We start from the raw sequence: 17,598 nt of genomic DNA, 5'->3' as shown, positions 1-17,598 counted from the left end.
AACGGCCATGACCTATACCAGCTCTACCGTTCGCGTGCCTGACGTCGGTGTCGTGCCGCGTCACATCGCGATCATCATGGACGGCAACGGCCGTTGGGCGACCGAACGCCGCTTGCCGCGCGTCGCGGGGCATACCCGCGGCGTCGATGCCGTGCGGGCGGTGGTCGAAGGCTGCGCGCGCGCCGGCGTCGAATACCTGACGCTGTTCGCGTTCAGTTCGGAAAACTGGCGCCGGCCGAACGACGAAGTGTCGTTCCTGATGCGGCTCTTCATCACCGCGCTCGAGCGCGAGGTCGGCAAGCTCCATGCGAACGGGATCCGCCTGCGTGTCGTCGGCGATCTCGACCGTTTCGAGCCGCGCATCCGCGAACTGATTCGCCGCGCCGAAACCAAGACGGCGCGCAACACCCGTCTTACGCTCACCATCGCGGCCAACTACGGCGGCCGGTGGGACATCCTGCAGGCGACGAAGAAGCTCGTCGAGCAGGCCGTGCGCGAAGGGCGCGAGGTCGAAGTGACCGAGGACGCGTTCGCGCCGCACCTGGCGATGGCCTATGCGCCGGAGCCCGATCTCTTCATCCGTACCGGTGGCGAGCAGCGTGTCAGCAACTTCCTGCTGTGGCAGCTCGCGTACGCCGAATTCTATTTCACCGACAAATACTGGCCGGATTTCGACGGCGCGGCACTGGCCGACGCCATGGCGTCGTATACGGAGCGCGAACGTCGTTTCGGCCGCACGAGCGCACAGCTCGAACCGCAATCGCAGAACGCCGACTCCCTTTCATGCTGAAAACCCGTGTGATCACGGCGATCGTGATGCTGGCGGTACTGCTGCCGGTGACGCTGTTCGCGCCGCTCACCGCGTTCGGCGCGCTGATCGGCGTCGTGCTCGTGTTCGCCGCGTGGGAATGGGCGCGCCTGCTCAAGCTCGGCGGCGCCGGCCCGGTTGTCTATGCAGTCGTCGCGGCGCTTGCGCTCGCGGCGACGGTGCCGCTCGGCGTCGATGCGGCTTCGTCCCGTCCCCTTTTCATGGCAGCCGGCGTGTTCTGGCTGCTGGTCGGCCCGTTCGCGCTGCGGCGCAAGCCCGAACTCGCGGGTGGCGTCTGGCGGCCGTTCCTGCTGGCGGCCGGCCTCGTGGTCTTTGCGGCCTGCTGGCATGCGCTCGTTGCGGCGCGCGCGCTGGGCGTGCCGTTCGTGCTGTCGCTGCTTCTGGTCGTCTGGCTGGCCGATATCGGCGCATACTTCGCGGGCAAGGCCTTCGGAAAGCGTAAACTGGCCATCACGATCAGCCCCGGCAAGAGCTGGGAAGGCGCGATCGGCGGCTGGCTCGCCGTGATGGTCGTCGCCGGTGTCGCGATGGTCGTGCACGCGTTCGAGCCGACCCTGTTTTCCGCGTTCGCCGTGCGTTACGGAATGCCCGGCGCGTGGGCTGCACTGACGCTGCTGGTCGCGTACAGCGTGATCGGCGACCTGTTCGAGTCGCTGCTGAAGCGGCAGGCGGGCGTGAAGGATTCGAGCGGACTGCTGCCTGGCCATGGCGGCGTGCTCGACCGTGTCGACGCGCTGCTTCCGGTGCTGCCGCTCGCGATGCTGCTGCTTGGTTAAACCACTATTTCTGTTATGCAAAAACGTCTGACATTGCTCGGTTCCACGGGCTCGATCGGAGACAGCACGCTCGACGTGGTCGCGCGCCATCCCGAGCGCTTCTCGGTCTACGCGCTGACCGCACACCGCAACGGCGACAAGCTGGTCGAGCAATGCCTGCGCTTCGCGCCTGAAGTGGCGGTGGTCGGCGATGCCGCGACCGCCGCGCACGTCGAAGCGAAGCTGCGTGCGGCGGGCAGCAAGACGACCGTGCTGCACGGGCCGCAGGCGCTCGTCGACGTGTCGAAGAGCGACGGCTGCGACACGGTGGTCGCGGCGATCGTCGGTGCGGCCGGCCTCGCGCCGAGCCTCGCGGCCGCACGCGCCGGCAAGCGCATCCTGCTCGCGAACAAGGAATCGCTGGTGATGTCGGGCGCGATCTTCATGGACGCCGTGCGCGACCATGGCGCGATCCTGCTGCCGGTCGACAGCGAACACAACGCGATCTTCCAGTGCATGCCGCGCGACGAGAACGAGCACGGCGGGATCTCGAAGATCATCCTGACCGCGTCGGGCGGCCCGTTCCGCACGCGCGAGCCGGCCACGCTCGTCGACGTGACGCCGGACGAAGCGTGCAAGCATCCGAACTGGGTGATGGGCCGCAAGATCTCGGTCGACTCCGCGACGATGATGAACAAGGGCCTCGAGGTGATCGAGGCGCACTGGATCTTCGGGCTGCCGGGCGACCGGATCGACGTGCTGATCCATCCGCAGAGCGTGATCCATTCGCTCGTGTCGTACCGCGACGGCTCGGTGCTCGCCCAGCTCGGCAACCCCGACATGCGCACGCCGATCGCGCACGCACTCGCGTTCCCCGAGCGTGTCGATGCGGGCGTCGATCAGCTCGACCTCGCGCAGATCGCCCAGCTGTCGTTCGAGAAGCCCGATTACGCGCGCTTCCCGTGCCTCGCGCTCGCGCTGAAGGCACTCGAGGAAGGCGGTATCGCGAGCGCCGCATTGAACGCGGCGAACGAAGTGGCGGTCGAAGCGTTTCTCGCGCGCCGCATCGGCTTCATGGCGATTGCGGCGACGGTCGACGCCGTGCTCAACACGCTGCCGAACCGCGCGCCCGACGGGCTCGACGACGTCCTGGCGGCGGATGCAGAGGCACGCCGCCTCGCCGCCGAGATCATTGCCAAAGCGCCTGCGCCACGCGTGGAGCGCACTGTCTGAATGGGGTGCTCATGAACGTGCTGGTCGAACTGATCGCGTTTGCGGTGGCGATCGGGGTGCTGGTCGTCGTGCATGAGTACGGACATTATCGCGTCGCGCGCTGGTGCGGCGTGAAGGTGCTGCGTTTCTCGATCGGCTTCGGCCAGCCCGTCGCGCGCTGGGTCAGCCGCCGGACGGGCACCGAGTGGACGCTGTCCGCGTTGCCGCTCGGCGGCTACGTGAAGATGCTCGACGAACGCGATCCCGGCTCCGGCATCCCGCCCGAGGAGCTCGGCCAGGCGTTCAACCGGCAATCGGTCTACAAGCGCATCGCCATCGTCGCGGCCGGGCCGATTGCCAACTTTCTGTTGGCAATTCTCCTGTTTTCCGTCGTATTTGCCACCGGTGTGACCGAGCCGGCCGCGATCGTCGCGCCGCCGGCCGCCGGTACGGCGGCGGCGCGCGCGGGCTTCGATGGTGGCGAGGCGATCGTGTCGATCCGCAACGTGCGCACGGGCGACGCGCAAGGCGGCGAGTCCGAGCCGGTAAGGTCGTGGTCGGACCTGCGCTGGAAGCTGCTCGCGGCCGCATTCGATCACCGCGAGATCGTGCTCGGCGCGCGCGACGGCAACACGACGTTCGATTTCCGCGTCGACCTGCGCAACGTTCCCGAAAGTCAGCTCGACGACGATTTCATGGCCCATCTGGGCTTCGAGGCCGGCGGCGGCACGCTGTCGGTCGCGTCGGTGCAGCCCGGCAGCGCGGCGGAGCAGGCGGGCCTGAAGTCCGGCGACAAGCTGGTCGCGCTCGACGGCAAGCCGATCGGCGGCGCGACGCGCTTCATCGATTTCGTGAAACACCATGCGGGCAAGCCGCTCGAGCTGCAGATCGAGCGCGACGGCGCCGCGCAGACGGTGTCGATCGTGCCGCAGATGCAGCGCGACGACGAATCGGGGCAGCAGGTCGGCCGTATCGGTGCGGCGCTGTCGATGCATGCGCCGTCCGTCGACGTGCGTTACGGGCCGATCGAGAGCCTGCGGCTCGGCGCGCATCGCACGTGGGACATTTCCGTGTATTCGCTGCGGATGTTCGGGCGCATGATCACGGGCAACGCGTCGCTGAAGAACCTGTCCGGCCCCGTGACGATTGCCGACTACGCGGGTAAGAGTGCGCGGCTCGGTCCGTCGGCGTTCCTGTCGTTCCTCGCCCTTGTCAGCATTAGCCTTGGCGTCCTGAACTTGTTGCCGATTCCCGTTTTGGACGGGGGGCATCTGTTATATTATGCGGTTGAAGCCGCGACCGGGAAAGCCGTCTCGGAGCGCTGGCAGCTGATTCTGCAAAGAGCCGGGTTGATCTGCATCGTCGCGTTGTCGGCGATCGCGCTGTTCAACGATCTGGCTCGGTTAATCCATTTCTGAAGCGTCAGGCGGCCGCCGCTGGGCAGTCGCCTGATTTGATGCAGCTAAATATTGGGGATGCATGTTGTTCAAACCTCATCGTTTTGTACCTAAGACAGTTGCAGCGGCCGCGCTCGCCGCGCACGGCCTCGCGGCGCATGCAGCGGCACCGTTCGTGGTGCAAGACATCAAGATCGAGGGGCTGCAGCGCGTCGAAGCGGGTTCGGTGTTCGCCTACCTGCCGATCAAGCAGGGCGATACCTTCACGGACGACAAGGCATCCGAAGCAATCCGCGCGCTGTACGCGACGGGCTTTTTCAACGACGTACGCATCGCCACGCAGGGCAACGTCGTGATCGTGCAGGTGCAGGAGCGTCCGGCCATCGCGTCGATCGACTTCACCGGCACGAAGGAATTCGACAAGGACAACCTGACGAAGGCGCTGCGCGCGGTCGGCCTTGCCGACGGCCGTTATTACGACAAGGCGCTCGTCGACAAGGCGGAGCAGGAGCTCAAGCGCCAGTACCTCACGCGCGGCTTCTACGCGGCCGAGGTCAAGACGACGGTCACGCCGGTCGACGCGAACCGTGTGTCGATCCTGTTCGCGGTGGCCGAAGGCCCGAGCGCGAAGATCCGCCAGATCAACTTCATCGGCAACAAGGCATTCAGCACCAGCACGCTGCGCGACGAGATGCAGCTGTCCACGCCGAACTGGTTCTCCTGGTACACGAAGAACGACCTGTACTCGAAGGAAAAGCTGACGGGCGACCTCGAAGCGGTGCGCTCGTACTACCTGAACCGCGGCTATCTCGAGTTCAACATCGATTCGACCCAGGTGTCGATCTCGCCCGACAAGAAGGACATGTACCTGACGGTCACGCTGCACGAAGGCGAGCCGTACACGGTGTCGGGCATCAAGCTGTCGGGCAACCTGCTCGATCGCGAGGCCGAACTCAGCAAGCTGATCAAGATCAAGCCGGGCGACCGCTTCTCGGCCGAAAAGCTGCAGCAGACCACCAAGTCGATCGTCGACAAGCTCGGTGAATACGGCTATGCATTCGCGACCGTCAACGCGCAGCCGGACATCGACCAGGCGAACCACAAGGTGAACCTGAACCTCGTCGTCGATCCGAGCCGCCGCGTGTACGTGCGCCGGATCAACGTCGTCGGCAACACGCGCACGCGCGACGAAGTCGTGCGCCGCGAAATGCGCCAGCTCGAAAGCTCGTGGTTCGATTCGAACCGCCTCGCGCTGTCGAAGGATCGCGTGAACCGTCTCGGCTACTTCACCAACGTCGACGTGACGACGGTGCCGGTCGACGGCACGAACGACCAGGTCGACGTGAACGTGAAGGTCGATGAAAAGCCGACCGGCGCGATCACGCTGGGCGCCGGCTTCTCGTCGACGGACAAGGTCGTGCTGTCGGCGGGCGTGTCGCAGGACAACGTGTTCGGCTCGGGTACCAGCCTGTCGGTGAACGTCAACACCGCGAAGAGCTACCGTACGCTGACCGTCACGCAGGTCGACCCGTATTTCACGGTCGACGGCATCAAGCGGATCACGGACGTCTACTACCGCACGTACCAGCCGCTCTACTATTCGACGAGCTCGAGCTTCCGGATCATCAGCGCGGGCGGCAACCTGAAGTTCGGCATTCCGTTCTCGGAAGTCGACACCGTCTACTTCGGCGCCGGCTTCGAGCAGAACCGTCTCGACGTCGATTCGAATACGCCGCAGAGCTACCAGGATTACGTGAACGAGTTCGGCCGCGTGTCGAACACGGTGCCGCTGACGGTCGCGTGGTCGCGCGACGCGCGTGACAGCGCGCTGATTCCGAGCCGCGGCTACTTCACGCAGGCGAACATGGAGTACGGCGTACCGGTCGGCAAGATCCAGTACTACAAGGCCGACCTGCAGGCCCAGTACTACTATTCGTTCTCGCGCGGCTTCATCCTGGGCCTGAACCTGCAAGGCGGCTACGGTAACGGTATCGGCAACCCGTACCCGATCTTCAAGAACTACTACGCGGGCGGTATCGGCTCCGTGCGTGGCTACGAGCCGAGCTCGCTGGGCCCGCGCGACACGAAGACGAACGACCCGATCGGCGGTTCGAAGATGCTCGTCGGCAACATCGAGCTGACGTTCCCGCTGCCGGGCACGGGCTACGACCGCACGCTGCGCGTGTTCACGTTCCTCGATGGCGGTAACGTGTGGGGCAACGCGCCGGGCGGCACGAGTACGGGCGCCAACGGCCTGCGTTACGGCTACGGCGTGGGTCTCGCGTGGATCTCGCCGATCGGCCCGTTGAAGCTGAGCCTCGGCTTCCCGCTGCAGAAGCACGAAGGCGACCAGTACCAGAAATTCCAGTTCCAGATCGGGACGGCGTTCTGACCGAACGCATGACAACAGCAACGAGAGGGTAATTTTGCTAACCGGTAAGTTTTCGAAACGAGTGATGTGCGCGCTGACCGTTGCGCTGGCCTTGGGCGCTGCGACGGTGCACGCACAGGACGTCGCCCGCATCGCGGCGGTCAATTCGGATCGGATCCTGCGCGAGTCGGCACCCGCGAAGGCGGCGCAGACGAAGCTCGAAGCCGAGTTCGCGAAGCGTGACAAGGATCTGCAGGATCTGGCGGCACGCCTGAAGTCGATGTCCGATTCGCTGGACAAGAACGGCGCGTCGCTGTCGGCGGCCGACCGCGCGCAGAAGCAGCGCGATCTCGCCCAGCTCGATACCGACTTCCAGCGCAAGCAGCGCGAGTTCCGCGAAGACCTGAACCAGCGCCGCAACGAGGAGCTGGCGGCCGTGCTCGAGAAGGCGAACAAGGTCATCAAGCAGATCGCCGAGCAGCAGAATTACGACCTGATCGTGCAGGAAGCCGTGTACGTCAGCCCGCGCATCGACATCACCGACAAGGTGCTCAAGGCGCTCGCGTCCGGCTCGACGAACTGAACGGAGCAGACGACGAATGGCATTGACGCTTGAGGAACTCGTAAAGCGGTTCGGCGGCGAGATCGCCGGCGACGCACAGTGCAAGGTGAGCGGGCTCGCACCGCTCGACCAGGCAGGTCCGCAGCAACTCGCGTTCCTCGCGAATCCGAAGTACCTGTCGCAGGTCGAGTCGACCCGCGCCGGCGCGGTGCTGATCGCGCCGAAGGATCTGGAAAAGCTGGGCGCGGCCGCGACGGGTCGCAATTTCATTGTCACGCCGAATCCGTACGCGTACTTCGCGCGCGTCGCGCAGATGTTCATCGATCTGGCCACGCCGCAGCGTGCCGCCGGCGTGCATCCGAGCGCGACGATCGATCCGGCCGCGCAGGTCGCCGCGAGCGCGGTGATCGGCCCGCACGTGACGGTCGAGGCCGGCGCGGTGATCGAGGACGGCGTGCAGCTCGACGCGAACGTCTTCATCGGCCGCGGCACGACGATCGGCGCGGGCTCGCACATCTATCCGAACGCGTCGGTGTACCACGGCTGCAAGGTCGGCCCGCGCGCGATCATCCATGCGGGTGCCGTGATCGGCTCCGACGGTTTCGGCTTCGCGCCGGATTTCGTCGGCGACGGCGACGCGCGCACCGGCAGCTGGGTCAAGATCCCGCAGGTCGGCGGCGTATCGATCGGCCCGGACGTCGAGATCGGCGCGAACACGACGATCGACCGCGGCGCGATGGCGGATACCGTCATCGACGAATGCGTGAAGATCGACAACCAGGTGCAGATCGCCCACAACTGCCGGATCGGCGCCTACACGGTGATCGCCGGCAAGGCGGGCATCGCGGGCAGCACGACGATCGGCCGCCACTGCATGATCGGCGGCGCGGCCGGGATCGCCGGCCACGTGACGCTCGGCGACTATGTCATCATCACCGCGAATTCGGGCGTATCGAAGTCGCTGCCGAAGGCCGGCATCTATACCAGCGCGTTCCCGGCCGTCGACCACGGCGAATGGAACAAGAGCGCCGCGCTCGTGCGCAACCTCGACAAGCTGCGCGAGCGCATCAAGGCGCTCGAGGCCGCGCTCGCCGCCCAGGGCGGCACGGGCGCCTGAGCGCATCATGCGAGACCTCGAACCGGGCACGGCCAGCGCAACCGGCCCGGTTTGCCAGACTGGGCCGCACGGCGGCCCGCTTCAGCCTTTGCATCACCACCGCGCAGCCTCTGCGTGAGACGAACCATCATGAGCACTGAAAAAATCAATCTCGACATCCACAAGATCCTCACGCTGCTGCCGCATCGCTACCCGATTCTGCTCGTCGATCGCGTGCTCGAACTCGAACCGCACAAGGGAATCAAAGCGCTGAAGAACGTGTCGATCAACGAGCCGTTCTTCCAGGGGCATTTCCCGAAGCGGCCGGTGATGCCGGGCGTGCTGATCCTCGAGGCGCTCGCGCAGGCCGCGGCGCTGCTGACCTTCTCGGAAGAGCAGCCGAAGGATCCGGAGAACACGCTGTACTACTTCGTCGGGATCGACGGCGCGCGCTTCAAGCGTCCGGTCGAACCGGGCGACCAACTGATTCTGAACGTGACGTTCGAACGCTACATCCGCGGCATCTGGAAGTTCAAGGCGGTAGCGGAAGTGGACGGCAAGGTGGCGGCGGAAGCCGAACTGATGTGCACGGTCAAGACGACCGACGTGGCGCCCTGAGCGACGCGGCACGCACAGGCAACGCAACGCGACACATCACATCGAGAGGCAACGGCGCATGACCAGGATTCATCCCACCGCGATTGTCGAACCGGGCGCGCAGATCGACGAATCGGTAGAGATCGGCCCGTACGCGATCGTCGGCCCGCACGTCACGATCGGCGCGCGCACGACGATCGGCTCGCACAGCGTGATCGAAGGCCATACGACGCTCGGCGAAGACAACCGCATCGGCCATTACGCGTCGGTCGGCGGCCGTCCGCAGGACATGAAGTACAAGGACGAGCCGACGAAGCTCGTGATCGGCAGCCGCAACACGATCCGCGAATTCACGACGATCCACACGGGCACCGTGCAGGACGGCGGCGTGACGACGCTCGGCGACGACAACTGGATCATGGCCTATGTGCACATCGGTCACGACTGCACCGTCGGCAGCCACGTGATCCTGTCGAGCAACGCGCAGATGGCCGGCCACGTCGAGATCGGCGACTGGGCGATCGTCGGCGGGATGTCGGGCGTCCACCAGTTCGTGCGCATCGGCGCGCACTCGATGCTCGGGGGCGCCTCGGCGCTCGTGCAGGACATTCCGCCGTTCGTGATCGCGGCGGGCAACAAGGCAGAGCCGCACGGCATCAACGTCGAAGGGCTGCGTCGGCGCGGCTTCTCGCCCGATGCGATCTCGGCGCTGCGCAGCGCTTACCGCCTGCTGTACAAGAACGGCCTGTCGTTCGAGGAAGCGAAGGTGCAGCTGCGCGAGCTCGCGGAAGCGGGCGGCGACGGCGACGCGGCGGTCAAGGCGTTCGTCGAGTTCATCGACGCGTCGCAACGCGGCATCATCCGCTAAGCGATGCCGCTTCCGACCACTCAGCTCCGGCTCGCGATGGCGGCCGGCGAACCGTCGGGCGACCTGCTCGGGGCGTCGCTGCTCGGCGGGCTGCGCGAGCGGCTGCCCGAATCGGCCCAGTATTACGGGATCGGCGGGCAGCGGATGATCGCGCAGGGCTTCGACTCGCACTGGCAGATGGACAAGCTGACCGTGCGCGGCTACGTCGAGGCGCTCGGCCAGATTCCCGAGATCCTGCGGATTCGCGGTGAGCTGAAGCGCCAGTTGCTCGCCGAGCGACCGGACGCGTTCATCGGTATCGACGCGCCCGACTTCAACTTCAGCGTGGAACAGGCCGCGCGCGACGCCGGTATCCCGTCGATCCACTTCGTGTGCCCATCGATCTGGGCATGGCGCGGCGGCCGGATCAAGAAGATCGCGAAGTCCGTCGACCACATGCTGTGCCTGTTCCCGTTCGAACCGGCGATTCTCGACAAGGCAGGTGTTGCCTCGACCTACGTCGGCCATCCGCTCGCCGACGAGATTCCGCTCGAGCCTGACATGCACGGCGCGCGCATCGCGCTCGGATTGCCGGCCGACGGCCCGGTGATCGCGGTGCTGCCGGGCAGCCGGCGTTCGGAAATCGCGCTGATCGGCCCGACGTTCTTTGCGGCGATGGCGCTGATGCAGCAGCGCGAGCCTGGCGTGCGGTTCGTGATGCCGGCGGCGACGCCCGCGTTGCGCGCGCTGCTGCAGCCGCTCGTCGATGCGCATCCGCAGCTTGCGCTGACGCTCACCGACGGCCGCTCGCAGGTCGCGATGACGGCGGCCGACGCGATCCTCGTGAAGAGCGGCACGGTCACGCTGGAAGCCGCGCTGCTGAAGAAGCCGATGGTGATCTCCTACAAGGTGCCCTGGCTGACCGGGCAGATCATGCGCCGGCAGGGGTACCTGCCGTACGTCGGCTTGCCGAACATCCTGGCGGGGCGTTTCGTCGTGCCCGAGCTGCTGCAGCACTTCGCGACGCCCGAGGCGCTCGCCGATGCGACGCTCACGCAGCTGCGCGACGACGCGAACCGCCGCACACTGACCGAAGTATTCACCGAAATGCATCTTTCGCTGCGGCAGAACACGGCCGCGAAGGCGGCCGAAGCGGTCGTGCGCGTGCTCGAACAACGCAAGGGGCGCGCATGACCGCAGTACGTGCACCACGCCGCCGCGCGTCGAGCGACGTGCAGGACGGTTTCGATTTCAGCCGGCCCGACGAGATCGTCTGCGGCGTCGACGAAGCCGGCCGTGGTCCGCTCGCGGGGCCGGTGGTGGCCGCCGCCGTGATCCTCGATCCGGCGCAGCCGATCGACGGGCTCGACGATTCGAAGGCGCTCTCCGCGAAGAAGCGCGACGCGCTGTACGACCTGATCGTCGCACGTTCGCGCGCGTATTGCGTCGCGTCGGCGAGCGTCGACGAAATCGACACGTTGAACATCCTGCACGCGACGATGCTCGCGATGAAGCGGGCGGTCGAGGGCCTGTCGGTGCTGCCGACGCTCGCGCAGATCGATGGCAACCGCTGTCCGACGCTGACGGTGCGTGCCGAGGCGATCGTCAGCGGCGATGCGCTCGTGCCGAGCATCTCGGCCGCGTCGATTCTCGCGAAGGTCACGCGCGATCGCATGCTCGTCGACCTGCACGAACGTTTCCCGGTGTACGGCTTCAACGTACATGCGGGCTACGGCACCGCGAAACACCTTGCCGCGCTACGCGAGCACGGGCCATGCGAAGCGCACCGGCGCTCGTTCGCGCCGGTTCGCGCGGCACTCGACCTGATTCGATGAAAAGCATCACTTCCCGCGACAACCCGCTGTACAAGCGCCTGAAGGCGCTCGCGGGTTCGACGCCCCATCAGCGCCGCAGCGGCCAGGCGCTGCTCGAAGGATTCCATCTTGCGAGCGCGTACCTCGATACGGGCGCGACGCCCGAGCTGTGCGTGGCGACCGAAGGCGCACTCGGCCACGCGGAGGCGCAGGCGATCGTCGCGCGCATCGATGCGCAACGGATCGTCACACTGCCCGACGCGCTGTTCGGGCAGTTGTCGAACGTCGTCAACGGCGTCGGCTTCCTGCTGCTCGTCGACCGGCCGGCGCAACCGCTGCCCACTCGCGTCACGCATACGTCGGTCGTGCTCGACGGCGTGCAGGACGCCGGCAACGTCGGCTCGATCCTGCGCAGCGCGGCGGCCGCAGGCGTGCGCCACGTGTTCTGTGCGCCGGGGACGGCGTACGCATGGTCGTCGAAGGTGCTGCGTTCGGGCATGGGCGCGCATTTCCTGCTGTCGATCCACGAGGATGTCGAAGCCGGCGAACTCGCCGAACGCCTCGATGTACCGGTTGCGCTGACCGACTCGCACGGCGCGCAGGCAATCTACGATTGCGATCTGTCGGGCCCCGTGGCGTGGGTGTTCGGCAACGAGGGCGCAGGCGTCTGCGCGTACTGGCGCGAGGTCGCCACGCATCGCGTGACGATTCCTCAGCCGGGCGGGATGGAGTCGCTGAACGTCGCAGCCGCGGCGGCGGTGTGCCTGTTCGAGCAGGTGCGTCAGCAGCGGTGAGCGTGACGCCACGCTCGCGCGTTCCCCCGCACCACGAAAAAAGGCCGCGTTCGACGCGGCCTTTTCGTTTCCGGCGGCGTCTGGGCGGCCGACGGCGCTCGGCCTTAGTACGACTGCCGGTCGAGGCGGACTTCCTGCAGGATCGTCGTCGCGATTTCCTCGATCGACTTGTGCGTCGACGACAGCCACTTGATCCCCTCGCGGCGCATCATCGCTTCCGCCTCGTTGATTTCGTAGCGGCAGTTCTCGGGCGCCGCGTACTTGCTGCCCGGGCGCCGCTCGTTCCGGATCTCCGACAGGCGCTGCGGGTCGATCGACAGCCCGAACAGCTTCTCGCGGTGCGAGGCGAGCGCCGACGGCAGCTTGCCGCGTTCGAAGTCTTCCGGAATCAGCGGATAGTTCGCTGCCTTCACGCCGTACTGCATCGCGAGATACAGGCTCGTCGGCGTCTTGCCGCTGCGCGACACGCCGACGAGGATCACGTCGGCCTCCGACAGGTTGCGGTTCGACTGGCCGTCGTCGTGCGCGAGCGAGAAGTTGATCGCCTCGATCCGCGTCTTGTATTCCTCAGTGTCCGCGTTCTGGTGGCCGCGGCCCATCGCGTGGCTCGACTTGAGCTCCAGTTCCTGCTCGAGCGGCTCGACGAAGCGCTGGAACATGTCGAGCACGAGCGCGTTCGAGCGTTTGACGATGTCGTTCGACTCGCTGTCGACGAGCGTCGTGAACACGATCGCGCGGCGGCCGTCGTGCACGGCGGCCTCGTTGATCTTCTCGACGGTCGCATAGGCCTTGTCGAGCGAGTCCACGAACGGCACGCGCACGAGACGGAATTTCTGGTCGAACTGGGAGAGGATCGAGTGCGCGAAGGTTTCGGCAGTGATCCCGGTGCCGTCGGAGACGATGAATACGGTAGGCAGCATGAATCTGGACGTCGAGCGTGAAGGGCGGTTGCGCGGGCGGCTGGAGGGTCGCCTCCAGACGCAGTGACAAGGTCGCGCCACATCCGGCAGCCGGCACGGTAGAATAGCGGCAACCTGTTGGATAAGCAATTGCGGGGGCAGGGCGCGAACGGCGCCCCAGGCTTTGCCGCTCGATTCCATAATTCCCGGCAAGTTTGGCGATTTGTCTGCAAATATCGCCCTTCTGCCGGGATTTTTGCAAATCGGGTCAGAAGATTTTCGCCGCTGCGAGTGTTTCTCCAACAGGTTGCGCAAGACGCGCCGCGCCTTTTTGCAAGCGCCCGCGTCCGAGCCCACTTGCGCAATCGAGCATTTTTTTCACACTTAGGGGCTTGTATGACTAACGCAGCAAACGTCGCAAAGGACCAGGCGTATGTAATTCCGTTCGAGCAGTTGCGGATGACCGATGTGGAAATCGTCGGCGGCAAGAATGCGTCGCTTGGCGAAATGATCAGCCAGCTTTCCGAAGCAGGCGTTCGCGTACCCACCGGTTTCGCCACGACCGCGCTCGCGTTCCGCGATTTCCTCAAGCACAACGACCTTACCGACCGCATCGCCAAGCGTCTCGAGTCGCTCGACATCGACGACGTGAAGGCGCTCGCCGAAGCTGGTGCGGAAATCCGCAAGTGGATCGTCGATGCGCCGATGCAGGCACGTCTCGAGCAGGAAATCCGCGAGCAGTTCGACATCCTGAAGAACAGTTCGCCGGGCGAGCTGTCGTTCGCCGTGCGCTCGTCCGCTACCGCGGAAGACCTGCCCGACGCATCGTTCGCCGGACAGCAGGAGTCGTACCTGAACGTCGTCGGCATCGAAGACGTGCTCGACCGCATGAAGCACGTGTTCGCGTCGCTGTACAACGACCGCGCGATCTCGTACCGCGTGCACAAGGGCTTCACGCACGCAGAAGTCGCGCTGTCGGCCGGTGTGCAGCGCATGGTTCGCTCGGACGTCGGCGCGGCCGGCGTGATGTTCACGATCGACACCGAATCGGGCTTCAAGGACGCCGTGTTCATCACGTCGAGCTACGGCCTGGGCGAAACCGTCGTGCAGGGCGCGGTGAACCCGGACGAGTTCTACGTGTTCAAGACGACGCTCGCACAGGACAAGTACCCGATCATCCGCCGCTCGATCGGCTCGAAGCTGATCAAGATGGAATTCACGCAGCCGGGCGAGCCGGGCCGCGTGAAGACGGTCGACGTGCCGCACGAACAGCGCAACCGCTACTCGATCACCGACGAAGACGTGATCGAGCTGGCGAAGTACGCGGTCATCATCGAGAAGCACTATCAGCGTCCGATGGACATCGAGTGGGGCAAGGACGGCCGCGACGGCAAGATCTTCATCCTGCAGGCACGCCCGGAAACCGTGAAGAGCCAGGCAACCGGCAAGGCCGAGCAGCGCTTCAAGCTGAAGGGCCAGTCGCAGGTGCTCGCGACGGGTCGTGCGATCGGCCAGAAGATCGGCGCGGGCCCCGTGCGCGTGATCCAGGATCCGTCGGAAATGGAACGCGTGCAGCCGGGCGACGTGCTGGTGGCCGACATGACCGACCCGAACTGGGAGCCGGTGATGAAGCGTGCGGCCGCGATCGTCACGAACCGTGGCGGCCGGACCTGCCACGCGGCGATCATCGCGCGTGAACTCGGCGTGCCGGCAGTCGTCGGCTGCGGCGATGCGACCGACGTCCTGAAGGACGGCGCGCTCGTCACCGTGTCGTGCGCGGAAGGCGACGAAGGCAAGATCTACGACGGCCTGCTCGAGACGGAAGTCACGGAAGTGCAGCGCGGCGAACTGCCGGAAATCCCGGTCAAGATCATGATGAACGTCGGCAACCCGCAGCTCGCGTTCGACTTCTCGCAACTGCCGAACGGCGGCGTGGGTCTCGCGCGTCTCGAGTTCATCATCAACAACAACATCGGCGTTCACCCGAAGGCGATCCTCGAGTACCCGAACATCGACCAGGACCTGAAGAAGGCCGTCGAGAGCGTCGCGCGCGGTCACGCATCGCCGCGTCAGTTCTACGTCGACAAGCTGACGGAAGGTGTCGCGACGATCGCTGCGGCGTTCTATCCGAAGCCCGTGATCGTGCGTCTGTCCGACTTCAAGTCGAACGAGTACAAGAAGCTGATCGGCGGTTCGCGTTACGAGCCGGACGAGGAAAACCCGATGCTGGGTTTCCGCGGCGCATCGCGCTACATCGCTGAAGACTTCGCGCAGGCGTTCGAGATGGAATGCCGTGCACTGAAGCGCGTGCGCGACGAGATGGGCCTGACCAACGTCGAGATCATGGTGCCGTTCGTGCGTACCGTGAAGCAGGCGGAGCGTGTCGTCGGCCTGCTCGAGAAGTTCGGCCTGAAGCGCGGCGAAAACGGCCTGCGCCTCGTGATGATGTGCGAAGTCCCGACCAACGCGATCCTCGCCGAAGAGTTCCTGGAGCACTTCGACGGTTTCTCGATCGGCTCGAACGACCTCACGCAGCTCACGCTCGGCCTTGACCGCGATTCGGGCATGGAACTTCTGGCTGTCGACTTCGACGAACGTGACCCGGCCGTCAAGTTCCTGCTGAAGCGCGCGATCGATACCTGCCGCAAGATGGGCAAGTACGTCGGTATCTGCGGCCAGGGCCCGTCCGATCATCCGGACTTCGCGCAATGGCTGACCGACGAAGGCATCGTGTCGATCTCGCTGAACCCCGACACGATCATCGATACGTGGCAGGCGCTTGCCAACCGGAAGTAACGGTCGGCGATGCTGCTTCGGTGAAAGCGCGGTGCCGCCGCGCTTTCGTTGAAGGCAAAATGCAAGGTTCGTGTTATAAACACCCCGGTACGCACCGGGGTGTTTTTATTTGTCGGTACGCAACGTGCCGATCCGGGCGTGCCGGTCGCCTCCGCTCGCGGCAGCGAATATAGTGAGTATCGGGGGCGTTTTTCTGGAGGCCAAAATGATGTCGGGGCATCTGTTCTGGTGGGTCGCGGTGGGCGTGCTGGTCGTGGCCGAACTGCTGACGGGCACGTTCTACCTGCTGATGATCGCACTCGGCTTTCTCGCGGGCGGCTTGCTGCAACTGGCTGGTTTCGCACCGCACGTGCAGTTCGGTGCGGCGGCCGCGGTCGCGATCGTCGCGATGATCGCGCTGCGCCGCTCGGGGCTCGGCCGCAAGCAGAAGCGCGACACGTCGACGAATCCGGACGTCAATCTCGACATCGGCTCGACCGTTACGGTCGATGCGTGGCGCGACGGCCGTGCGCGCGTGCAGTATCGCGGCGCCGACTGGGACGTCGAGCTCGCGAACGGCGAGCGCGACGATGCGCATGTGTATCAGGTGAGTGCCGTGCGCGGCAATTGTCTCGTGGTCGTGGCGAAACCCGCGGGCTGATCGTCCGCCGATACAACAAGGAGGGAATATTTCATGGATTCGCTGATCATCTGGGTTGTCCTGCTCGTCATCGCGATCGTGATCGTGTCGAAGACGGTGAAGATCGTGCCGCAGCAGCATGCGTGGGTGCTCGAGCGCTTCGGGCGCTATCACGCGACGCTGTCGCCCGGCCTGAATATCGTGCTGCCGTTCGTCGATCGCATCGCGTACCGGCACGTGTTGAAGGAAATCCCGCTCGACGTGCCGAGCCAGGTCTGTATCACGCGCGACAACACGCAGCTGCAGGTCGACGGCGTGCTGTACTTCCAGGTGACCGATCCGATGAAGGCGTCTTACGGGTCGAGCAACTTCGTGCTCGCGATCACGCAGCTCGCGCAAACGACCTTGCGTTCGGTGGTCGGCAAGCTCGAACTCGACAAGACGTTCGAGGAGCGCGACTTCATCAACCACAACATCGTGTCGGCGCTCGACCAGGCCGCGGCGAACTGGGGCGTGAAGGTGCTGCGTTACGAGATCAAGGACCTGACGCCGCCGAAGGAAATCCTGCACGCGATGCAGGCGCAGATCACCGCGGAGCGTGAAAAGCGCGCGCTGATCGCCGCATCCGAAGGCCGCAAGCAGGAGCAGATCAACCTCGCGTCGGGCGCGCGCGAAGCGGCGATCCAGAAATCTGAAGGCGAGCGCCAGGCTGCGATCAACCAGGCGCAGGGCGAGGCCGCTGCGATTCTGGCGGTGGCCGAGGCGAACGCGCAGGCGATCCAGAAGATCGCGAACGCGATCCAGTCGCAGGGCGGGATGGATGCGGTGAACCTGAAGGTCGCCGAGCAGTATGTCGGGGCGTTCTCGAATCTCGCGAAGCAGGGCAACACGCTGATCGTGCCGTCGAACCTGTCGGATCTCGGCACCGCGATCTCGTCGGCGCTGACGATCGTCAAGAACGCGGGGGCGGCCTCGGGCGGGAAGGCCTGAGTCGGATATACGCGGTGTGC

16 protein-coding genes are annotated in these 17,598 nt (G+C 65.5%); 15 read left to right on the top strand and 1 reads right to left on the bottom strand.

Going from position 1 to position 17,598, the window contains the following annotated elements; genetic code table 11:
• Positions 1–7: 7 nt before the first annotated feature.
• The 12 genes from uppS (at position 8) to APZ15_RS14990 (ending at position 12,274) form a co-directional block, all read left to right on the top strand.
• A complete protein-coding gene (gene uppS / locus APZ15_RS15045) occupies positions 8–790 on the top strand; it encodes a polyprenyl diphosphate synthase (RefSeq protein WP_006478494.1) in 783 nt (260 codons plus the stop codon).
• Positions 784–1,605, top strand: coding sequence for a phosphatidate cytidylyltransferase (locus tag APZ15_RS15040; protein WP_027787090.1), 822 nt, complete (start codon positions 784–786; stop codon positions 1,603–1,605). Before uppS ends, APZ15_RS15040 begins: the two co-directional genes overlap by 7 nt.
• A gap of 15 nt (positions 1,606–1,620) precedes the next feature.
• The gene (locus tag APZ15_RS15035; RefSeq protein ID WP_027787091.1) at positions 1,621–2,817 is read left to right on the top strand and encodes a 1-deoxy-D-xylulose-5-phosphate reductoisomerase; all 1,197 of its coding nucleotides are present in this window, start codon (positions 1,621–1,623) and stop codon (positions 2,815–2,817) included.
• A gap of 11 nt (positions 2,818–2,828) precedes the next feature.
• A complete protein-coding gene (gene rseP / locus APZ15_RS15030) occupies positions 2,829–4,214 on the top strand; it encodes an RIP metalloprotease RseP (RefSeq protein WP_027787092.1) in 1,386 nt (461 codons plus the stop codon).
• 61 nt (positions 4,215–4,275) lie between these two features.
• Positions 4,276–6,585, top strand: coding sequence for an outer membrane protein assembly factor BamA (gene bamA, locus APZ15_RS15025; protein ID WP_057056463.1), 2,310 nt, complete (start codon positions 4,276–4,278; stop codon positions 6,583–6,585).
• 64 nt (positions 6,586–6,649) lie between these two features.
• Complete coding sequence (locus APZ15_RS15020; RefSeq protein ID WP_011549544.1) at positions 6,650–7,147, top strand: OmpH/Skp family outer membrane protein; 498 nt, start codon at positions 6,650–6,652, stop codon at positions 7,145–7,147.
• A gap of 16 nt (positions 7,148–7,163) precedes the next feature.
• A complete protein-coding gene (lpxD, locus tag APZ15_RS15015; protein ID WP_027787094.1) occupies positions 7,164–8,243 on the top strand; it encodes a UDP-3-O-(3-hydroxymyristoyl)glucosamine N-acyltransferase in 1,080 nt (359 codons plus the stop codon).
• A gap of 129 nt (positions 8,244–8,372) precedes the next feature.
• The gene (gene fabZ / locus APZ15_RS15010) at positions 8,373–8,840 is read left to right on the top strand and encodes a 3-hydroxyacyl-ACP dehydratase FabZ (protein ID WP_021159112.1); all 468 of its coding nucleotides are present in this window, start codon (positions 8,373–8,375) and stop codon (positions 8,838–8,840) included.
• Positions 8,841–8,898: 58 nt separating this feature from the next.
• Positions 8,899–9,687, top strand: a complete 789-nt coding sequence (gene lpxA / locus APZ15_RS15005) for an acyl-ACP--UDP-N-acetylglucosamine O-acyltransferase (protein ID WP_021159113.1) — start codon at positions 8,899–8,901, stop codon at positions 9,685–9,687.
• Between the two features lie 3 nt (positions 9,688–9,690).
• A complete protein-coding gene (gene lpxB, locus APZ15_RS15000; RefSeq protein ID WP_027787095.1) occupies positions 9,691–10,860 on the top strand; it encodes a lipid-A-disaccharide synthase in 1,170 nt (389 codons plus the stop codon).
• On the top strand, positions 10,857–11,501 hold the full coding sequence (rnhB, locus tag APZ15_RS14995) for a ribonuclease HII (RefSeq protein WP_027787096.1): 645 nt from the start codon (positions 10,857–10,859) through the stop codon (positions 11,499–11,501). The genes lpxB and rnhB overlap by 4 nt, the downstream gene beginning before the upstream one ends.
• Complete coding sequence (locus tag APZ15_RS14990) at positions 11,498–12,274, top strand: TrmH family RNA methyltransferase (RefSeq protein WP_027787097.1); 777 nt, start codon at positions 11,498–11,500, stop codon at positions 12,272–12,274. Before rnhB ends, APZ15_RS14990 begins: the two co-directional genes overlap by 4 nt.
• Before the next feature lie 104 nt (positions 12,275–12,378).
• On the opposite strand, the gene ppsR is transcribed toward APZ15_RS14990, so the two are convergent.
• Entirely contained in the window at positions 12,379–13,194 is an 816-nt protein-coding gene (gene ppsR, locus APZ15_RS14985) for a posphoenolpyruvate synthetase regulatory kinase/phosphorylase PpsR (RefSeq protein WP_021159117.1), read from the bottom strand.
• A 375-nt stretch (positions 13,195–13,569) separates the two neighbouring features.
• Between ppsR and ppsA the strand changes: the two genes are divergently transcribed.
• The 3 genes from ppsA (at position 13,570) to APZ15_RS14970 (ending at position 17,578) form a co-directional block, all read left to right on the top strand.
• A complete protein-coding gene (ppsA, locus tag APZ15_RS14980) occupies positions 13,570–15,969 on the top strand; it encodes a phosphoenolpyruvate synthase (RefSeq protein WP_027787098.1) in 2,400 nt (799 codons plus the stop codon).
• A gap of 205 nt (positions 15,970–16,174) precedes the next feature.
• On the top strand, positions 16,175–16,609 hold the full coding sequence (locus APZ15_RS14975; protein WP_027787099.1) for an NfeD family protein: 435 nt from the start codon (positions 16,175–16,177) through the stop codon (positions 16,607–16,609).
• Between the two features lie 33 nt (positions 16,610–16,642).
• The gene (locus APZ15_RS14970) at positions 16,643–17,578 is read left to right on the top strand and encodes an SPFH domain-containing protein (RefSeq protein ID WP_014896750.1); all 936 of its coding nucleotides are present in this window, start codon (positions 16,643–16,645) and stop codon (positions 17,576–17,578) included.
• Positions 17,579–17,598: the final 20 nt, after the last annotated feature.

The organism is Burkholderia cepacia ATCC 25416 (assembly GCF_001411495.1).
Taxonomy (GTDB): domain Bacteria; phylum Pseudomonadota; class Gammaproteobacteria; order Burkholderiales; family Burkholderiaceae; genus Burkholderia; species Burkholderia cepacia.
This window is presented reverse-complemented; position numbering and strand designations above follow the sequence as displayed.

Bases quoted from the DNA above. Each gene is read 5' to 3' on its own strand.
- uppS (WP_006478494.1), top strand. From the start codon at position 8: ATGACCTATACCAGCTCTACCGTTCGCGTGCCTGACGTCGGTGTCGTG.
- APZ15_RS15040 (WP_027787090.1), top strand. From the start codon at position 784: ATGCTGAAAACCCGTGTGATCACGGCGATCGTGATGCTGGCGGTACTG.
- APZ15_RS15035 (WP_027787091.1), top strand. From the start codon at position 1,621: ATGCAAAAACGTCTGACATTGCTCGGTTCCACGGGCTCGATCGGAGAC.
- rseP (WP_027787092.1), top strand. From the start codon at position 2,829: ATGAACGTGCTGGTCGAACTGATCGCGTTTGCGGTGGCGATCGGGGTG.
- bamA (WP_057056463.1), top strand. From the start codon at position 4,276: ATGTTGTTCAAACCTCATCGTTTTGTACCTAAGACAGTTGCAGCGGCC.
- APZ15_RS15020 (WP_011549544.1), top strand. From the start codon at position 6,650: ATGTGCGCGCTGACCGTTGCGCTGGCCTTGGGCGCTGCGACGGTGCAC.
- lpxD (WP_027787094.1), top strand. From the start codon at position 7,164: ATGGCATTGACGCTTGAGGAACTCGTAAAGCGGTTCGGCGGCGAGATC.
- fabZ (WP_021159112.1), top strand. From the start codon at position 8,373: ATGAGCACTGAAAAAATCAATCTCGACATCCACAAGATCCTCACGCTG.
- lpxA (WP_021159113.1), top strand. From the start codon at position 8,899: ATGACCAGGATTCATCCCACCGCGATTGTCGAACCGGGCGCGCAGATC.
- lpxB (WP_027787095.1), top strand. From the start codon at position 9,691: ATGCCGCTTCCGACCACTCAGCTCCGGCTCGCGATGGCGGCCGGCGAA.
- rnhB (WP_027787096.1), top strand. From the start codon at position 10,857: ATGACCGCAGTACGTGCACCACGCCGCCGCGCGTCGAGCGACGTGCAG.
- APZ15_RS14990 (WP_027787097.1), top strand. From the start codon at position 11,498: ATGAAAAGCATCACTTCCCGCGACAACCCGCTGTACAAGCGCCTGAAG.
- ppsR (WP_021159117.1), bottom strand. From the start codon at position 13,194: ATGCTGCCTACCGTATTCATCGTCTCCGACGGCACCGGGATCACTGCC.
- ppsA (WP_027787098.1), top strand. From the start codon at position 13,570: ATGACTAACGCAGCAAACGTCGCAAAGGACCAGGCGTATGTAATTCCG.
- APZ15_RS14975 (WP_027787099.1), top strand. From the start codon at position 16,175: ATGATGTCGGGGCATCTGTTCTGGTGGGTCGCGGTGGGCGTGCTGGTC.
- APZ15_RS14970 (WP_014896750.1), top strand. From the start codon at position 16,643: ATGGATTCGCTGATCATCTGGGTTGTCCTGCTCGTCATCGCGATCGTG.